The sequence below is a fragment of the Streptomyces sp. D2-8 genome (assembly GCF_023184515.1).
Taxonomy (GTDB): Bacteria; Actinomycetota; Actinomycetes; order Streptomycetales; family Streptomycetaceae; genus Streptomyces.
Window position 1 is genome coordinate 419,006 of record NZ_JAAHBP010000001.1, and the last position, 17,412, is coordinate 436,417.

Genomic DNA, 17,412 nt, shown 5'->3' on the forward strand with positions numbered 1-17,412 from the left:
GCTCATTGCGTACCTTTCTTGGCCGATCAGGCCTCGTTGAGTGTTGAAGCAACAGCACTACGCTCTCGCTACGCGCAGCGCTCGCACGACTCCGCACGGCGTTCGACCCCCGGGCATGCCCGCCACTCACGGCTGCATCCACCCGCGGCTCCACCGCGGGTGGCAATCCGACCTCGAAACAGCCAGGAGGCCACCCGATCATGCCTCTGCGCCACTTGACCCCCCACGACCAGCAGCTCTTCCGGCAGTACGGCCGAGGCCCCACCGTCCCCGTCCCCGACCCGCTCCTGCACCACGCCGTCGCCCGGCACGCCGCGGCCACCCCGCACGCCGTGGCCGCCGAACACCAGGGCGCCCGCATCACCTACGGCGAGCTCGACCGGTACGCCGGCGCCCTCGCCGCCCGCCTGGTCCGCGAGGGCGTACGCCCCGGCGACCACGTCGGCCTGTTCGTCCGCCGCTCGATCCCGATGCTGGTCGGCCTGCTCGGCATCCTGAAGGCCGGCGCCGCCTACGTCCCGCAGGACATCGGCCTCGCGCCCCCGGCCCAGCTCACCCACGTCATCCGCACCGCCCGGACCCGGATCGTCCTCACGGTCGCCGAGCACGCCCACCGCGTGCCCCTGCCGGACGGCCATCTGCTGCTCCCGCTCGACGAGCCGCTGCCGTACGCCCCGGCCCCGCGCGTCCGCGTCACCGGCGACGACGGCGCTTACGTCCTGTTCACCTCCGGCACCACCGGCCGCCCCAACGGCGTGAAGGTCACCCACCGCAACGTCGCCAACCTCCTGCTCACCGCGCCGGGCGGTCTCGGCGTCCGGCCCGGCGACCGTGTCGCCCAGCTCCTCAACATCGCCTTCGACATGGCCGCCTGGGAGATCCTCGGCTGCCTCGCCCAGGGCGGCACGCTCGTCATCCGCGGCAAGGACCTCGCCGCGGCGGCCCGCACGGCGGACGTGCTCGTGGCGACCCCGACCGTGCTGTCCGGCCTCGACCCGGCCGCCTGCCCGCGGGTGCGCACGGTCGCCGTCGCGGGGGAGCCCTGCCCGCGCCCGCTGGCCGACCGGTGGGCCCGGCAGGCCGCCTTCTTCAACTGCTGCGGCCCGACGGAGACGACGATCGTCAACACGATGAGCCGCCACGAGCCGTCCGCCCCGCTGCTCACCATCGGCCGCCCCACCCCCAACAACACGGTCTACGTCCTCGACGCCGACCGCCGCCCCCTGCCGATCGGCGAGGTGGGCGAGATGTGGGCCGGCGGCGACTGCGTCTCCGCCGGCTACCTCGGCGACGACGCCCTCAACGCCGAGCGCTACGCCCCCGACCCGTTCCTGGGCGGCGGCCACCGCATGTTCCGCACCCGCGACCTAGGCCGCTGGACCCCCGGCGGCGAGCTGGAGCACCTCGGCCGCACCGACGACCAGGTCAAGGTGCGCGGCTTCCGCGTCGAGCTGGACTCCGTCTCCTCGGTCCTGGAGTCGGCCGCCGGCTGCGCCCGGGCCGTCACCCTGAAACGCGACGCCCGCACCCTGGTCTCCTTCGTCTGCCCGGCGGACGTCGACCCGGACGCGGCCCGCCGGGCGGTCGCGGACGCCCTGCCGTACTACTGCGTCCCCGAGCGGATCCTGCCGCTGGCCTTCCTCCCCGAGACCGACCGCGGCAAGGTCGACAAACAGGCGCTGCTGCACATGATCGAGGAGCGCGTGGCGGTGGCGCGATGACCACGTCCCCTCCCCGCAGCCATCAGGCGACCGGCGGACTCCCGCCGCTTCTCCCGGGCCCCCGCCGCCTGCTCAAGCACCCCCGCCTGATGCACTACAACCGGCTGGCGGCCCTGGTCCTGCTGGCCAACGTGGTCTTCGCCCGGGCCTGTTGGCCCCTGGCCACACCCACCCTCGGGCACGCGGCCCTCGCCAACCTCGCCCTCGCCGTCGTCGTACGCCAGCAGTACGTGATCAACTTGCTCTTCCGGCTGGCGACTTCGGCGCCGACGAGCTGGCCGCTGAGGGTCCGCTGGACGCTCGGCAAGGTCTACCACTTCGGCGGACTGCACGTCGGCGGGGCGCTGGCGGGCACGGCCTGGTTCCTGGCACTGACGATCACGACACCGAGCGGCCCTCCGATGGCCGTCGGCTGGGCCCTGATCGCCCTCCTCGCGCTCGTCATCGCCACCGCACTGCCCCCCTTCCGCTCCCGCCACCACGACCACTTCGAGAAGATCCACCGCTTCGGCGGCTGGGCGGCCCTGGCCCTGTTCTGGACGCACACGCTGCTGTCGTCGCCGGGACCCTGGGAGGTCGGCGTGCTCACGGTGGTCACCTTCAGCGTCGCCCTGCCCTGGCTGCGGCTGCGCAAGGTGGACGTCCGCCTCGAACGCCCCTCCTCCCACGTCGTGCTGGCCCGCTTCGACCACGGCGAGACCCCTTTCGCGGGCTCGTCCACCGCGATCAGCCGCAGCCCGCTGAAGGAATGGCACTCCTTCGCCAACGTCCCCTCCCCCGGCGAGCCCGGCTTCCGGCTCACCGTCTCCCGGGCCGGCGACTGGACCGGCTCCTTCATCGACGACCTGCCCGGCCAGGTGTGGGTCAAGGGCATCACCACCGCCGGCGTCGCCAACATCGAGGTCCTGTTCACCAAGGTGGTCTACGTCGCCACCGGCAGCGGCATCGGCCCCTGCCTGCCCCACCTGCTCGCCGCCCAGGTGCCCTCCCGGTTGGTCTGGGCGACCCGCGACCCCCGCGCGACCTACGGCGACGCCCTGGTCGACGAGATCCTCGCCGTCCAGCCGCACGCCCTGATCTGGGACACCTCCCGGCACGGCAAGCCCGACATGGTGCGTCTCGCCCACGACGCCTACCGCGACTTCGGCGCCGAGGCGGTCATCTGCATCTCCAACAAGAAGCTGACCTGGCAGGTGGTCCACGGCCTGGAGCGGCGGGGGATTCCCGCGTACGGCGCGATCTGGGACTCGTAGAAGGGGATGTCGATGAACAACCTGAAGCTGGAGCGGGACGGCCGGGTGGTGACCGTACGTCTGCACCGCCCGCACGTACGCAACGCGCTCAGCTCGGAGCTGCTGTCCGAACTCCTTGACATTCTGCGCCCGTTGGACACGGACCCCGAGGTGGGCTGTTTCGTCGTCACCGGCTCGGACACGGTCTTCGCGGCGGGTGCCGACATCAAGGAGATGGCCGGGAAGTCGGCCGTCGACATGGCGGCCGAGGACTACTTCGCCGCCTGGGAGGAGTTCGCCGACCTCCGCACCCCGAAGATCGCCGCCGTCAACGGCATGGCCCTGGGCGGTGGTTGCGAGCTGGCGATGATGTGCGACCTGGTCGTCGCGGGGGAGTCGGCGGTCTTCGGCCAGCCCGAGATCAAGCTGGGTGTGATCCCCGGCATCGGCGGCACCCAGCGGCTGACCCGCCTCGTCGGCCGGGCCAAGGCCATGGACCTGGTGCTCACCGGCCGCACGATGGACGCACAGGAGGCGGGACGCTGCGGTCTCGTCTCCCGCGTGGTCCCGGACGACCGGGTCCTGCCCGAGGCCCTCGAAGCGGCGGCCGCGATCGCCTCCTACGGCCGCGCGGCGGTCAGGGCCGCCCGCGAATGTGTCGACCGGGCCCTGGAAACCGGCCTGCGCGACGGCGTCCGCTTCGAACGCCGCGTCTTCCACGCCCTGTTCGCCACCGCCGACCAGAAGGAGGGGATGACGGCGTTCCTGGAGAAACGCCCCCCGCGCTTCCAGGGACGCTGACGCGGACCCGGTTACGGGAGAGGGTCTTCGGCCGTCGCCAAGGCCCTCTCCACACCCGGCTCCCGCGGCCCGAGGAACCGCGGATCCGGCCGGAAGGCCGCGTCCAGCGCGGCCTTCCCGGCGGCGAGGATCTCGCGGGCGCCCCCGTAGTACCAGGTCGCGTCGTGCACGGCGTCCACCCCGACCCCGTACGACGCGACCCCGGCCGCCTGGCACAGGGCCACCGCCCGCCGGATGTGGAAGCCCTGGCTGATCAGCACGGCCTCGTCCACCCCGAAGATCTTCTTCGCGCGCACGCAGGAGTCCCAGGTGTCGAACCCCGCGTAGTCGCTGACGATCCGCCCGTCGGGCACCCCGTGCCGCGTCAGATACCCGCGCATCGCGTCCGGCTCGTCGTAGTCCTCGCGGCTGTTGTCCCCGGTGACGAGCACCACCTTCACCCGCCCCTCCCGGTACAGCGTCGCCGCCGCGTCCAGCCGGTGCGCGAGATACGGCGAGGGCTCGCCGTCCCACAGCCCGGCACCGAACACCACGGCCACATCGGTACGCGGCACATCCGCCGCCGTACGCAGCCGGTCACCCGCCACGGTGTACATCCACGTCGCCGGAAGCAGCGCGAGCACGCACCCGGCCATCACGGCCTGCACCAGCCGTCGCTGCCCCCGCCGGGTACGTGGCAGCCGCGGTCCGCGGAACGTCACACGACGCATCGGACGGTCCCTCCCCAGGTCGGCCCCTCGACAGTCAGGGACGTCCTCCCGGGCCGCCCGGTTCATCCGCAGGAGCGTGACCAGCTTCACTCGGTTCCCGGAAACGGCAGGTCACGCCACCTCACACACCCCCCGTACCGCATCGTGAACCGCCGGAAAACACCCGTGACGCCCATGCAACGGGAAGGCAACGTGGCGCCGCGACCATCGGTGCATGCCCCGTCAGCTGAGCCTCGTCCCGCCGCCCGCCCCGCGCCGCGCGGCCCCGCCCGCCCTGGTGGTCGTGGCCCACGGCAGCCGCGACCCCCGCGCGCTGAGCACGGTGAACGCGCTCCTCGACCGGGTCCGGACCCTGCGCCCCGACGTGCCGGTGCACCTGGGCCACATCGAACTCAACGCCCCCCTGCTCCCCGACACGCTCGCCGCCCTCGGAGACACGGAGGCGGTCCTCGTCCCCCTGCTCCTCAGCCGCGGCTATCACGTCAAGCAGGACATCCCCGAGATGGCCGCGGCCGCCCGGGCCCACACCCACCTGGCGGCACCCCTGGGCCCCCACCCCCTCCTGGTGGACGCCCTCCAGGCCCGTCTGCTGGAGGCCGGCTGGGGCGGGACTCCCCGCCGTACCAGCGCGGTCGTCCTCGCCGCAGCGGGCTCGCGCGACCCGGACGCGAAAACGGACACCGCCCGCACGGCCCACCTCCTGGCGGCCCGCCTCGGCGTCCCCGTCATCCCGGCCTACGCCTCGGCGGCGACCCCGACGGTCGAGGCGGCTGTCCGCACCCTCCTCGCACGAGGCCGCCACAAGATCGCCCTGGCCTCCTACTTCACGGCCCCCGGCCGCTTCGCCACGGAGTGCGCCCAGAAGGCCCCCTGGATAGCGGCGGCCCCCCTGGGCACCCACCCGTCGATGGCCCAGCTCCTCCTCCACCGCTACGACGAGGCTCTGGCACGCGCGGCCTCCAGGGAATTGGCCTCAGCCTGATATCGGGGGAGCGGGGCCATGCCCCCAGGGGCGCGGGACTGTATCGATGTGCGGCTCCGCCGCGTGGGCGCGACCAGCCAAAGACCACCCGCACACGCCCCGCAACAGAACCCGGCACACGCGTTGGCGCTTACTGTCGAGCCATGGACGGCACCGCACAACACCCCCCCGCCTACGACCCGACGTCAGTCGACCGCTGGGCCCCCGAACCGGACAAACGCCCCGGCCGCACCGCCTTCCAGCGAGACCGGGCCCGAGTCCTCCACTCGTCCGCCCTGCGTCGCCTCGCCGGCAAGACCCAGGTGGTGACGCCCGGCACCAGGGGCCCCGCCTGGGACGCCAGCCCCCGCACCCGCCTGACTCACTCCCTCGAATGCGCCCAGGTCGGCCGGGAACTGGGCGCGGCCCTCGGCTGCGACCCGGACCTCGTGGAAGCGGCCTGCCTCTCCCACGACCTGGGCCACCCGCCCTTCGGCCACAACGGCGAACAGGCCCTCAACGAGTTCGCGTCGGACTGCGGCGGCTTCGAGGGCAACGCCCAGTCCCTCAGACTCCTCACCCGCATCGAGCCCAAACGGTTCACCCCGGAGGGCTCCGTCGGCCTCAACCTCACCCGCGCGGCCCTCGACGCCGCCACGAAGTACCCCTGGCCCCGCGGCGCCCACCCCACCGATCCGGCCTCCAGCAAGTTCGGCGTCTACGACGACGACCGCCCGGTCTTCGACTGGCTCCGCAAGGACGCCCCCGGCACCCGCACCTGCTTCGAGGCGCAGGTCATGGACTGGTCCGACGACGTGGCCTACTCGGTGCACGACGTGGAGGACGGCCTGCACGCCGGGCACATCGACCCGAACTGCCTGCACGCCGACCCCGAACGCCGGGACGTCTTCGAGGTCGCCCGCGGCCGGTACGTGCCCGCCGACACCGACCCCGCCGAGCTCGCCGAGGCCCTGGACCGGCTCCTCGCCCAGGAGTGGTGGCCGCACGGCTACGACGGCACCGCCGTCGCCCAGGCCCGCCTCAAGGACGCCACCAGCCAGCTCATCGGCCGCTTCTGCCTGGCCGCCGAGACGGCGACCCGCACCGCCTACGGCGCCGGACGGCTCACCCGGTACGCCGCCGAGCTGGTCGTCCCGCGCGAGACCCGGATGGAGTGCGCCGTCCTCAAGGCCGTCGCCGACCTCTACGTCATGCAGCGCGCCGAGCAGGAGCGGCTGCGCGCCGACCAGCGGATCGTCGTCGCCGAACTGGCCGAGGCGCTCACCGTCCGCGCCCCCGACGGCCTGGACCCGCAGTTCCGCGCCCTGTACGACCAGGCGGCGGACGACCGGGCGCGCAAGCGGGTGATCGTCGACCAGATCGCCTCCCTCACCGACCCCTCCGCCCGTTCGCTTCACGCCCGTCTGACGGGGCAGGGACGACACTGACGCGACGGGCCGGACGCGAGCACCCCCGAATGTGACCCTCCGTGGCCTGATCGGGTCACTCCCTCTTCCCGCATCACGCTCCGTGCGGGACGCTCGCAAGTGGCGACACCGGCTGTGTTTACTGGGGAGACACCCCCCAGACCCCCGTAGGAGGCATCAAGTGGTCGACGCGGATCAGACATTCGTCATCGTCGGAGGCGGACTGGCCGGCGCGAAGGCGGCCGAGACGCTCCGGACGGAGGGCTTCACCGGCCGCGTGATACTGATCTGCGACGAACGCGACCACCCCTACGAGCGCCCGCCCCTGTCCAAGGGCTACCTCCTCGGCAAGGAGGAACGCGACAGCGTCTTCGTGCACGAGCCCGCCTGGTACGCGCGCAACGACATCGAGCTCCACCTCGGCCAGACCGTCGACGCGATCGACCGCACGGCGAAGGCGGTCCGCTTCGGCGAGGACGGCACCGTCGTCCGCTACGACAAGCTGCTCCTGGCGACCGGTGCCGAGCCCCGCCGCCTCGACATCCCGGGCACCGACCTGGCCGGCGTGCACCACCTGCGCCGCCTCGCCCACGCCGAGCGCCTCAAGCACGTCCTGACCAACCTCGGCCGGGACAACGGCCACCTCGTCATCGCCGGTGGCGGCTGGATCGGCCTGGAGGTCGCGGCGGCCGCCCGCGAGTACGGCGCGGAGGTCACGGTCGTCGAGCACGGGCCGACCCCGCTGCACGGCGTGCTGGGCCCGGAACTCGGCGCGCTCTTCGCCGAGCTGCACCGTGAGCACGGGGTGCGTTTCCACTTCGGCAGGCGGTTGACGGAGATCGTCGGCCAGGACGGCATGGTCCTCGCGGCCCGCACGGACGACGGCGAGGAGCACCCGGCGCACGACGTGCTCGCGGCGATCGGCGCGGCCCCGCGCACCCACCTGGCGGAGGCGGCCGGCCTGGAGATCGCCGACCGGGCCCACGGCGGCGGCATCGTCGTCGACGAGCGGCTGCGCACCTCCGACCCGGACATCTACGCGACCGGCGACGTCGTCTCCTTCCCGCACGCCCTCTTCGGCACCCGCGTGCGCGTCGAGCACTGGGCCAACGCCCTCAACGGCGGCCCGGCGGCCGCGCGCTCCATGCTGGGCCACGACGTGACGTACGACCGGGTGCCCTACTTCTTCTCCGACCAGTACGACCTGGGCATGGAGTACTCCGGCTGGGCGCCCCCGGGCAGCTACGACCAGGTGGCGATCCGCGGGGATGCCGGGAAGCGTGAGTTCATCGCGTTCTGGGTGAAGGACGGCCGGGTGCTGGCCGGGATGAACGTGAATGTGTGGGACGTCACGGACCAGATCCAGCGCCTGATCCGGTCGAGGGCCCAGGTGAACACGGAGTCGCTGGCGGACCCGCGCGTTCCGCTGGAAAGCCTCGCACCGTAGCTGTCACACCACCACCGTAGAATTCACGCGTGGCAGGACGGATCAACGACGAGGACGTGAAGGCGGTACGGGACGCGGTCCCGATCGACGCCGTGGTGTCCGAGTACCTCCAGCTGCGCAACGCGGGCGGCGGAAACCTGAAGGGTCTGTGCCCGTTCCACGACGAGAAGTCCCCGTCCTTCCAGGTCAGCCCGAGCAAGGGGTTCTTCCACTGCTTCGGCTGCCAGGAGGGCGGCGACACCATCACGTTCGTGATGAAGATCGACCACCTCACCTTCTCGGAGGCGGTCGAGCGCCTGGCCGGCCAGGCGGGCATCACCCTGCGCTACGAGGAGGGCGGCTACAACCCCTCCCACCAGCGCGGTGAGCGGATCCGCCTGGTCGAGGCCCACAAGATCGCCGCCGACTGGTACGTGGAACAGCTCGCGACCAGCCCGGAGGCCGACACCGGCCGCCAGTTCCTCGCCGAGCGCGGCTTCGACCAGGCCGCCGCCCAGCACTTCTCCGTCGGCTACAGCCCCCAGGGCTGGGACCACCTCACGCGCTATCTGCGCGGCAAGGGCTTCACCGACAAGGAGCTGATCCTCTCCGGCCTCGCCCAGGAAGGCCGCCGCGGCCCCATCGACCGCTTCCGTGGCCGCCTGATGTGGCCCATCCGCGACATCGGCGGCGACGTCGTCGGCTTCGGCGCCCGCAAGCTCTACGAGGCGGACAACGGCCCGAAGTACCTCAACACGCCCGACACGGCGATCTACCGGAAGTCCCAGGTCCTCTACGGCATCGACCTGGCGAAGAAGGACATCGCCAAGGCGTCCCGCGCGGTCGTCGTCGAGGGCTACACGGACGTCATGGCCTGCCACCTCGCCGGTGTGACGACGGCCATCGCCACCTGCGGCACCGCCTTCGGCGGCGACCACATCAAGATCCTCCGCCGGCTGCTCATGGACAACGGCTCGGCCCGGGTCATCTTCACCTTCGACGGCGACGCCGCCGGCCAGAAGGCGGCCCTGCGCGCCTTCGAGGACGACCAGAAGTTCGCCGCCGAGACGTACATCGCCATCGCCCCGGACGGCATGGACCCCTGCGACCTGCGTCTGGCCAAGGGTGACGAGGCCGTCGCCGACCTCGTCGAACCCCGCACCCCGCTCTTCGAGTTCGCGCTGCGCCAGATCGTGAGCCGCTACGACCTCGACACCCCGGCGGGCCGCGCGTCCGCGCTGGACGAGGCCGCCCCGATCGTCGCGCGCATCAAGAACAGCGGCGCCCAGCACGAGGTCGCCGTCCAGCTCGCCGGCATGCTCGGCATCCTCGACACCCAGTTCGTGGTCAAGCGCGTGGCCCAGCTGGCCCGCTGGGCCCGCGACCGCGGCGGCAAGGGCCCCGCCCCGGAGCGGCACCACCAGGGGCAGCAGTACGCCGGCCCGCCCCAGCCCGCCGCCTCTCGCGGCCCGGCCCTCAACCTCCGCAACCCCGTCTTCGCCACCGAGCGGGAACTCCTCAAACTCGCCCTCCAGCGCCCCGAGCTGGTCTCCCCGGCCTTCGACGCCTACGGCCTGGACGAGTTCACCGCGCCGCCCTACGCCGCCGTCCGCCAGGCCATCCAGGACGCGGGCGGCGCCGAACTGGGCGTCGCCGACCCCCAGGACTACCTGGTCAAGGTCCGCGAGGCCGCCCCGGACGACGCGGTCCGCGCGATGGTCACGGAGCTGGCCGTCGAGGCGATCATGCTGCACAAGGGCGTGAAGGGGGCCGACGAGGTGTACGCGGGCGCCCAGTTGGTGACGGTCCGCCGCCGGGCCGTCGAGCGCCGGATCCGCGACATCACGGGCCAGCTCACCCGCCTCGGCACCCACGGCGACCCGGCCCAGCTCGCCGCCGTGCAGAACGAGCTATGGGTCCTCCAGCAGTACGACCAGACCCTCCGGGAGCACGGCGCCGCCGCGCTCTGAGGTCACCGCGCGGTCACGGACCGGAAGCAAAAAGTCATCGCACGCCCCTCGTGGCGACGATGTGTCTTACCCCACACTGGGTTCCGGTGCCTGAGTCCTCGGAGCGCGGCCGATCCGTCACCGACGGGTCCCAGACCCCCGCGGTTCCGCTCATCGCGTACGGGACGGAAAGCGGCGAGGCCGTCGACTCCGCCCCCGAAGTACCGCTGCCGTCCCCCCTGGCAGCGATCATCCTGGAGGTCGCCCCCGTGCAGACCCAGACCCTCACCCAGACCGGCGCCGGTGCCGCCCCCGGCGCGGACGGCACCGTGCCGGACGCGGAGGCCGACGCCCTGTCCGCCGTTCCGGCGCAGAGCCGCGCCGTGCACCACCCGGAGTCGGAACCGGAAACGGAGGAGCCGCCCGCCGAGGCCGTCGAGACGGCCGAGCCTCCCGAGGCCGTCGAACCCCCGCCGGTCCGCACCGAGTCCGGCAGCCCCTCCTCGGACCTGTTCCGCCAGTACCTGCGGGAGATCGGCCGCATCCCCCTGCTCACCGCCGCCGAGGAGGTCGAGCTCGCCCGCCGCGTCGAGGCCGGCCTGTTCGCGGAGGAGAAGCTGCGGCTCGCCCCCGACCTGGACAGCCAACTCGCCCTGGACCTGGACCGGCTCGTCGTCATGGGCCGCATGGCCAAGCGCCGCCTGATCGAGGCGAACCTGCGCCTGGTCGTCTCGGTCGCCAAGCGCTACGTCGGCCGCGGCCTGACCATGCTCGACCTCGTCCAGGAGGGCAACCTCGGCCTGATCCGGGCGGTCGAGAAGTTCGACTACGCCCGCGGCTACAAGTTCTCCACGTACGCCACCTGGTGGATCCGCCAGGCCATGTCCCGCGCCCTGGCCGACCAGGCCCGCACGATACGGGTGCCGGTCCACGTCGTGGAGCTCATCAACCGGGTCGTCCGCGTCCAGCGCCGGATGCTCCAGGAGCGGGGCTACGAGCCGACGCCCGAGGAGGTCGCCGCCCATCTGGAGCTGCCGCCGGAGCGGGTCAGCGAGGTCCTGCGCCTCGCCCAGGAGCCGGTGTCGCTGCACGCGCCCGTGGGTGAGGAGGACGACGTCGCCCTCGGCGATCTCATCGAGGACGGCGACGCGGCCTCTCCGGTGGAGTCGGCGGCGTTCCTGCTGCTCAGGGAGCATTTGGAGGCGGTGTTGTCGACCCTGGGGGAGCGGGAGCGCAAGGTGGTCCAACTCCGCTACGGGCTGGCGGACGGCCGCCCCCGCACGCTGGAGGAGATAGGCCGCATCTTCGGCGTGACGCGGGAACGCATAAGGCAGATCGAGTCCAAGACCCTCAACAAGCTGCGGGATCATGCATTTGCGGACCAGCTGAGGGGCTATCTGGACTGACGCCGTCCGCGGGCCGGTGGTGGCTGGTCGCGCAGTTCCCCGCGCCCCTGAAGGGCCGGTGGGAACTGCGCGACCAGCCGCGACGGCGCCGCGCTCAGTCGACCTCGGCCACCGCCTGCGCGAACTGCGCCTTGTACAGCCGCGCGTAGGCCCCGTCCGCCGCGAGCAGCTCCTCGTGCGTCCCCTGCTCCACGATGGACCCGTTCTCCATCACGAGGATCGCGTCGGCGTCCCGGATCGTGGAGAGCCGGTGGGCGATGACGAACGACGTACGCCCGTGCGCCAGTTTGGCCATCGCCTTCTGGATCAGCACCTCGGTGCGGGTGTCGACCGAGCTGGTCGCCTCGTCCAGCACCAGGATCACCGGGTCGGACAGGAACGCCCGGGCGATGGTGATCAGCTGCTTCTCGCCGGCGCTGACGCCGCTTCCCTCGTCGTCGATCACGGTGTCGTACCCGTCCGGCAGCGTCCGGATGAACCGGTCCGCGTGCGCCGCCCGGGCCGCCTCCTCGATCTCCCCGCGGGTGACCTCCCGGGAGGCGCCGTACGCGATGTTCTCCGCGATCGTGCCGCCGAACAGCCAGGTGTCCTGCAGCACCATGCCGATCCCGGCCCGCAGTTCGTCCCGGGACATCCGCGCGATGTCGACGCCGTCGAGGGTGATGCGCCCGCCGGTGACGTCGTAGAACCGCATCAGCAGGTTCACCAGCGTCGTCTTGCCGGCGCCGGTCGGGCCGACGATGGCCACCGTGTGCCCGGGCTCGACCTTCAGCGACAGGTCCTCGATCAGCGGCTTCTCGGGGGCGTAGCGGAACGACACCCGCTCCAGCGCCACCTGCCCGCGCAGCTCCTCGGGGCGTACGCCCGGCACCGGTTCGGCGCCCTGCTCCTCCGCGTCGAGCAGTTCGAAGACCCGCTCCGCCGAGGCGACACCCGACTGCACCAGGTTCGCCATGGACGCGACCTGCGTCAGCGGCATGGAGAACTGCCGCGAGTACTGGATGAAGGCCTGGACATCACCGATCGACAGGGCGCCGGAGGCCACCCGCAGCCCGCCGACGACCGCGACCAGCACGTAGTTGAGGTTCGACACGAACATCATCAGCGGCTGCATGACCCCGCTGTTGAACTGCGCCTTGAACCCCGCCTCGTACAACGCGTCGTTCTGCTCGGCGAACTGCTGCGCCGACTCCTCCTGGCGCCCGAACACCTTCACCAGGGTGTGTCCGGTGTACATCTCCTCGATGTGCGCGTTCAGCCGGCCCGTCGAGCGCCACTGCTGCACGAAGTGCGGCTGCGACCGCTTGCCCACGCGCGTGGCCACGACGAACGACAGCGGCACGGTCACCAGCGCGACCAGCGCCAGGATCCAAGAGACGTAGAACATCATCGCGAGCACACCGATGATGGTCAGCACCGAGTTGATGAGCTGCCCCATCGACTGCTGAAGGGTCTGCCCGATGTTGTCGATGTCGTTCGTCGCCCGGGACAGCACCTCACCGCGCTGGCGCTTGTCGAAGTACGACAGCGGCAGCCGCGACAGCTTCGTCTGCACGTCCTCGCGCATCCGGAACATGGTGCGGTTCACGGCCCGGTTCACCAGCCGCGTCGCCACCGCCATCAGCAGCCCGGCCACCGTGAACACGCCCAGCGCCAGCAGCAGCACATGCCCGACGGCCGTGAAGTCGATGCCCTCGCCCGGGGTGAAGTCGGTGCTGCGCAGCATGTCGGCGACGTCACCGTCCCCGCGCTGCCGCATGGAGTCGAGGACCTGCTCCTTGCTCGCCCCCTCCGGCATGCCCCGCCCGACGATGCCCGCGAAGACCAGGTCGGTCGCCTTTCCGAGGATCTTCGGCCCGACGACGCTGAGACCGACGCTCAGCACCACGCACAGCAACAGCACGTAGAGGGTGATCCGCTCCGGCCGGAACTGCGCGACGAGCCGTTTGCCCGACCCCTTGAAGTCGAGCGAGCGCTGGTCGGGGCCGCCCCCGGCCATCATCCGCCCCATGGGCCCCGCCATCAGGCAGCCTCCGCTTCCGTCAGCTGGGAGAGCACGATCTCCCGGTAGGTCTCGTTGTCCGCCATCAGCTCGTGGTGCCGTCCGGTGCCGACGACCCGGCCCTCGTCGAGGACGACGATCCGGTCGGCGTCCCGGATGGTCGCCACCCGCTGCGCCACGATCACCACGGTCGCCTCGGCGGTCTCCCGCCCCAGCGCGGCCCGCAGGGCGGCGTCCGTGGCGTAGTCGAGCGCGGAGAAGGAGTCGTCGAAGAGGTAGATCTCGGGCCGCTGCACCAGCGTCCGGGCGATCGCGAGCCGCTGCCGCTGACCACCGGAGACGTTCGTCCCGCCCTGCGCGATCGGCGCGCCCAGCCCGCCCTCCAGCCGCTCCACGAAGTCCTTGGCCTGCGCCACCTCCAGCGCCTGCCACAGCTCCTCGTCGGTGGCGTCCGGATTGCCGTAGCGCAGGTTGGTCGCCACGGTCCCCGCGAACAGGTACGGCTTCTGCGGCACCATCCCGACGGTCTTCGCGAGCAGCACCGGATCGATCTCCGCGACGTCGACACCGTCCACGAGCACCTGCCCGTCGGTCGCGTCGAACAGCCGCGGCACCAGCCCGAGCAGCGTGGACTTGCCGCTGCCGGTCGAGCCGATGACGGCGGTCGTCTCACCCGGCCGGGCCACCAGGTCCACGGCCCGCAGCACCGGCTCCTCGGCCCCCGGATAGCGGAAGCCCGCCCCGCGGATCTCCAGATGCCCGTGCCGGCGCAGCTCCCGCACCGGCGCCGACGGCGGCACGACGCTCGAGGAGGTGTCCAGCACCTCCTGGATGCGCTCGGCACACACCTCCGCGCGCGGCACCATCATGAACATGAAGGTGGCCATCATCACGGACATGACGATCTGCATCAGATAGGCGAGGAACGCCGTCAGGTCACCGATCTGCATCCCGCCGCTGTCGATCCGGTGCGCGCCGAACCACACCACGGCGATCGACGACAGGTTCACCACCGTCATGACGATCGGGAACATCAGCGCGAGCAGGTTGCCGGTGCCCAGCGCGAAGTCGGTGAGATCGGTGTTGGCCTTCCGGAAGCGCTGCTGCTCGTACTCGTCCCGGACGAAGGCGCGGATCACGCGGTTGCCGGTGATCTGCTCGCGCAGCACCCGGTTCACCGAGTCCAGCCGCTCCTGCATCGCCCGGAACAGCGGCCGCAGCCGCCGCACGATCAGCGTCACGCAGATGCCCAGCACCGGCACGACCGCCACCAGCACCCCGGACAGCGGCACGTCCAGACCGAGTGCCAGCACGATGCCGCCCACGCACATGATCGGTGCCGAGACCAGCAGCGTGAAGGTCATCAGCGTCAGCATCTGCACCTGCTGGACGTCGTTCGTCGTCCGGGTGATCAGCGACGGCGCCCCGAAGTGACCGACCTCACGCGCGGAGAACGACTGCACCCGGTCGAACACGGACGCCCGCAGGTCCCGGCCGACCGCCGCCGCCGTACGGGCCCCGTAGTACACGGCGCCGATGTTGCACACGACCTGGACGAGCGAGATGGCGATCATCACGCCGCCGTAACCCAGGATGTAACCGCTGTCGCCGTTCACGACACCCTGGTCGATGATGTCCGCGTTCAGCGTGGGCAGGTAGAGCGTGGCGCAGGTCTGCAGGAACTGCAGCAGCACCAGCAGAGCGATGGGTCTCTTGTAGGGCCTGAGATAGGTCCGCAGAAGTCGTATGAGCACGCTGCTTCTCTCGGAGTGGGCGACGGGGGCGAGTGGTTGCCCCTGGCCCCTATCGTCGAACACTCCACCGGCGTTACCTCAACCGAATTAACCCAACAAGCGGTCAAAAGGTCAGAGGGCGCCGGGATGCGTCTGCTCCCGCACCGCCACGAACTGCTGGCGCACCGCCTGCCCCACGGCCAACTCGTCCCCGGGCTCCAGCACCTGCGCCACCGCGCCCTGCCAGGTCGGCGGGGTCCGCACGTCGAGCGTGCCCTGCGACGCCCCGAGCGCCCAGGCCGCCTGGCGGGCGGCCCCGATCGCCGCGTAGTCCGCGGGCTGCGGCACCACGACCTGCGTCCCGAACAGCATGGGTGCCGCCGCCTGTACGGCGGGCAGTTCGGCGGCCGGCCCGAGCAGGAACACCCGGCGCACCTCCACACCCCGGCCGCGCAGCACGTCCAGCGCGTCCGCGAGCCCGCACAGCATCCCCTCGAACGCGGCCCGCGCCAGGTGCTCCGCCTTCATCGACTCGCGCCGGAGCCCCGCCAGGGTCCCGGCGGTGTGCGGCAGATTCGGTGTCCGCTCACCCTCCAGATAGGGCAGCAGCACCAGCCCGTGCGACCCCGGCGTCGACTTCATCGCCAGGTCGGACAGGCTCTCCAGATCGGGCAGCCCCAGCAGCTCGGCGGCCCCGCGCAGCGTCCGGACGGCGTTCAGCGTGGTGACGACGGGCAGGTGCATGCCGGTCGCGTCCGCGAGCGCGGTGATCATCCCGGACCCGTCGACCAGCGCCTCGGGGTGCACGGCCATCACGGACCCGGAAGCACCCAGGGACACCACCGCGTCGCCGAGGCCGATGCCCAGCCCGAACGCCGCCGCCATGGTCTCGCCGGTGCCCACGGAGATCAGCAGCCCCTCCGGCGTCGTCCCGGCCGCGTCCGCCGGGCCGATCACCTCCGGCAGCATCACCTGGTGCCCGAGCGCCAGCTCGACGAGGTCGGGCCGGTAGCCACCGGTCGCCGCCGACCAGTAGCCGGTGCCGGAGGCCCCGCCCCGGTCGGTGGTTCTGCGCACCGGCCGGCCCAGCAGCTGCCACACCAGCCAGTCGTGCGCCTGGAGGAGGACCGCGGTGCGCTGCGCGTTCTCCGGCTCGGTCCGGGCCAGCCAGCGCAGCTTCGTGATCGGCTGCGCGGCCTGCGGCACACAGCCCACCGCCTGCGCCCACGCCTCGCGCCCGCCGAGCGCGTCGACCAGATCGGCCGCGGCGACCTGCGTCCGCTTGTCGCCGCCGACCATCGCCGGCCGCACGGTGTTGCCCTGCGCGTCCAGCGGCACGACGGCGTTCTGCTGCGCCGAGACGCCGATCGCCTGCACGCCCTCCAGCAGCCCGCCGCCCGCGGCCTCTCCCAGGGAGAGCAGCCAGGCCTGCGGATCGACGTCCGACGGCCGGCCGCCGCCCTCGGGGCTCTCCACCGGATGCGGTGCATATCCCTGCCTGAGCACGGCTCCGGAGTCCGTGTCACAGACGACGATACGAGTGAAATCGGGTGAACTGTCCAACCCGGCGACTATCCCCATGGCCAAAATTCTGCCGTACGCTCCGCTCGGGTCGGGCCGTGGGCGCCGTGGATCTTGGCGCCGGGGCGCGGGTGCGGGTGCCGTCGTGGCTGGTCGCGCAGTTCCCCGCGCCCTCTGAGGGACGTGGCCGTACCCGGCCCGAGAACGAACTGTTACGTGTTGGTCGTGCCCCAGTCGTCCTCGCCGCCGTTGTGGGTGGCCCGCTCCCGGAGATGGCGGACCCGGTCGGCCACTGAGTCGGGCATGCGGTCGCCGACCTTGTCGCTGACGACGTGGTACGCCTTGCCCGCGAACTCGCGGCCCTGGTGCGCCGCCGTCTCGGCGGTGTTGCGGACGGCGGGGTTCTGAGCGAACTGCCGGGCTGATTTCTTCAGCTGCTCGTAGCGCTCGCGTCCGGCCCTCGTGCCCAGCACGTAACCCAGGACGACTCCGGCGACGAACGTGAGCCGGTAACGCATGGCGG

13 protein-coding genes are annotated in these 17,412 nt (G+C 71.9%); 8 read left to right on the plus strand and 5 right to left on the minus strand.

Annotation, left to right across the window (positions count from 1 at the left end; translation table 11 throughout):
- Positions 1 to 200 precede the first annotated feature (200 nt).
- From G3I77_RS01825 to G3I77_RS01835, 3 genes are read left to right on the plus strand one after another with little or no spacing between them, the layout of a single operon-like run.
- Complete coding sequence (locus tag G3I77_RS01825) at positions 201 to 1,721, plus strand: amino acid adenylation domain-containing protein (RefSeq protein ID WP_248500629.1); 1,521 nt, start codon at positions 201 to 203, stop codon at positions 1,719 to 1,721.
- On the plus strand, positions 1,718 to 2,974 hold the full coding sequence (locus G3I77_RS01830; RefSeq protein ID WP_248500630.1) for a hypothetical protein: 1,257 nt from the start codon (positions 1,718 to 1,720) through the stop codon (positions 2,972 to 2,974). Before G3I77_RS01825 ends, G3I77_RS01830 begins: the two co-directional genes overlap by 4 nt.
- Positions 2,975 to 2,986: 12 nt before the next feature.
- Positions 2,987 to 3,754: an enoyl-CoA hydratase-related protein gene (locus G3I77_RS01835; protein ID WP_282572377.1), complete on the plus strand. Its 768-nt coding sequence runs from the start codon at positions 2,987 to 2,989 to the stop codon at positions 3,752 to 3,754.
- A gap of 11 nt (positions 3,755 to 3,765) precedes the next feature.
- Here G3I77_RS01835 and G3I77_RS01840 read toward each other — a convergent pair whose 3' ends face one another.
- Positions 3,766 to 4,464, minus strand: coding sequence for a vancomycin high temperature exclusion protein (locus G3I77_RS01840; protein WP_248500632.1), 699 nt, complete (start codon positions 4,462 to 4,464; stop codon positions 3,766 to 3,768).
- Between the two features lie 214 nt (positions 4,465 to 4,678).
- On the opposite strand from G3I77_RS01840, the gene G3I77_RS01845 reads away from it, so the two are divergent.
- From G3I77_RS01845 to G3I77_RS01865, 5 genes are all read left to right on the plus strand, one after another.
- Positions 4,679 to 5,446 carry a sirohydrochlorin chelatase gene (locus G3I77_RS01845; protein WP_248500633.1) on the plus strand — a complete coding sequence of 256 codons (768 nt, stop codon included), beginning with the start codon at positions 4,679 to 4,681 and terminating at the stop codon, positions 5,444 to 5,446.
- A gap of 143 nt (positions 5,447 to 5,589) precedes the next feature.
- Positions 5,590 to 6,873, plus strand: a complete 1,284-nt coding sequence (locus tag G3I77_RS01850) for a deoxyguanosinetriphosphate triphosphohydrolase (protein ID WP_248500634.1) — start codon at positions 5,590 to 5,592, stop codon at positions 6,871 to 6,873.
- A 160-nt stretch (positions 6,874 to 7,033) separates the two neighbouring features.
- Positions 7,034 to 8,299 carry an FAD-dependent oxidoreductase gene (locus G3I77_RS01855; RefSeq protein WP_248500635.1) on the plus strand — a complete coding sequence of 422 codons (1,266 nt, stop codon included), beginning with the start codon at positions 7,034 to 7,036 and terminating at the stop codon, positions 8,297 to 8,299.
- A 29-nt stretch (positions 8,300 to 8,328) separates the two neighbouring features.
- Positions 8,329 to 10,248, plus strand: a complete 1,920-nt coding sequence (gene dnaG, locus G3I77_RS01860; protein ID WP_248500636.1) for a DNA primase — start codon at positions 8,329 to 8,331, stop codon at positions 10,246 to 10,248.
- A gap of 86 nt (positions 10,249 to 10,334) precedes the next feature.
- Positions 10,335 to 11,633, plus strand: coding sequence for an RNA polymerase sigma factor (locus G3I77_RS01865; RefSeq protein ID WP_248500637.1), 1,299 nt, complete (start codon positions 10,335 to 10,337; stop codon positions 11,631 to 11,633).
- A 94-nt stretch (positions 11,634 to 11,727) separates the two neighbouring features.
- Here G3I77_RS01865 and G3I77_RS01870 read toward each other — a convergent pair whose 3' ends face one another.
- The 4 genes from G3I77_RS01870 to G3I77_RS01885 form a co-directional block, all read right to left on the minus strand.
- On the minus strand, positions 11,728 to 13,656 hold the full coding sequence (locus tag G3I77_RS01870; protein WP_248500638.1) for an ABC transporter ATP-binding protein: 1,929 nt from the start codon (positions 13,654 to 13,656) through the stop codon (positions 11,728 to 11,730).
- On the minus strand, positions 13,656 to 15,389 hold the full coding sequence (locus G3I77_RS01875; RefSeq protein WP_248500639.1) for an ABC transporter ATP-binding protein: 1,734 nt from the start codon (positions 15,387 to 15,389) through the stop codon (positions 13,656 to 13,658). The genes G3I77_RS01870 and G3I77_RS01875 overlap by 1 nt, the downstream gene beginning before the upstream one ends.
- 111 nt (positions 15,390 to 15,500) lie before the next feature.
- Positions 15,501 to 16,949 (minus strand): FGGY-family carbohydrate kinase, encoded by a 1,449-nt coding sequence (locus tag G3I77_RS01880; protein ID WP_248500640.1) that lies wholly within the window; start codon positions 16,947 to 16,949, stop codon positions 15,501 to 15,503.
- Positions 16,950 to 17,101: 152 nt separating this feature from the next.
- Complete coding sequence (locus G3I77_RS01885) at positions 17,102 to 17,407, minus strand: YtxH domain-containing protein (RefSeq protein ID WP_248500641.1); 306 nt, start codon at positions 17,405 to 17,407, stop codon at positions 17,102 to 17,104.
- Positions 17,408 to 17,412 lie beyond the last annotated feature (5 nt).

Coding starts and splice junctions, on each gene's coding strand:
- G3I77_RS01835 (WP_282572377.1), top strand. CDS start 2,987: ATGAACAACCTGAAGCTGGAGCGGGACGGCCGGGTGGTGACCGTACGT.
- G3I77_RS01885 (WP_248500641.1), bottom strand. CDS start 17,407: ATGCGTTACCGGCTCACGTTCGTCGCCGGAGTCGTCCTGGGTTACGTG.
- G3I77_RS01880 (WP_248500640.1), bottom strand. CDS start 16,949: ATGGGGATAGTCGCCGGGTTGGACAGTTCACCCGATTTCACTCGTATC.
- G3I77_RS01840 (WP_248500632.1), bottom strand. CDS start 4,464: ATGCGTCGTGTGACGTTCCGCGGACCGCGGCTGCCACGTACCCGGCGG.
- G3I77_RS01870 (WP_248500638.1), bottom strand. CDS start 13,656: ATGGCGGGGCCCATGGGGCGGATGATGGCCGGGGGCGGCCCCGACCAG.
- G3I77_RS01845 (WP_248500633.1), top strand. CDS start 4,679: ATGCCCCGTCAGCTGAGCCTCGTCCCGCCGCCCGCCCCGCGCCGCGCG.
- G3I77_RS01825 (WP_248500629.1), top strand. CDS start 201: ATGCCTCTGCGCCACTTGACCCCCCACGACCAGCAGCTCTTCCGGCAG.
- G3I77_RS01830 (WP_248500630.1), top strand. CDS start 1,718: ATGACCACGTCCCCTCCCCGCAGCCATCAGGCGACCGGCGGACTCCCG.
- G3I77_RS01850 (WP_248500634.1), top strand. CDS start 5,590: ATGGACGGCACCGCACAACACCCCCCCGCCTACGACCCGACGTCAGTC.